The sequence below is a fragment of the Citrobacter sp. Cb080 genome (genome assembly GCF_030334745.1).
In the GTDB taxonomy this organism is placed as follows: Bacteria; Pseudomonadota; Gammaproteobacteria; order Enterobacterales; family Enterobacteriaceae; genus Citrobacter; species Citrobacter braakii.
This window is the reverse complement of sequence record NZ_JAOWDG010000004.1, coordinates 1-259: the sequence shown is the minus strand read 5'-3', so window position 1 is coordinate 259 and position 259 is coordinate 1. Positions and strand designations below refer to the sequence as shown.

The following is a 259-nucleotide window of genomic DNA, read 5'->3' as shown; positions in this document are numbered from 1 at the left end:
TAAATGTTCGTCTCATTCAAAAAACCTCCGCAACCCCATGTTTTCACATAACTGTTGCGTTGACCAATTGAATCTACAGTAGCCTTTTTTAATATCGTATTTTGCTCCTCCAGACGGCGAACCTGCTTTTCCAGCTCGCGGATACGTTGCTGGTCTGGAGTAATGGGTGTGGCAGAGGGCGTAATCCCCTGGCGCTCTCTCCTGAGCTGGCGTACCCAGCTCTCAAGCGTAGTAGAACCCACATTCATCGCTTCACTGG

General features: G+C 49.4%; 1 protein-coding gene. It reads right to left on the bottom strand.

The window, feature by feature from the left end; genetic code table 11:
* A partial coding sequence (locus tag OGV38_RS00025; RefSeq protein WP_286472818.1) for a transposase occupies positions 1-259 on the bottom strand: 259 nt, incomplete at both ends.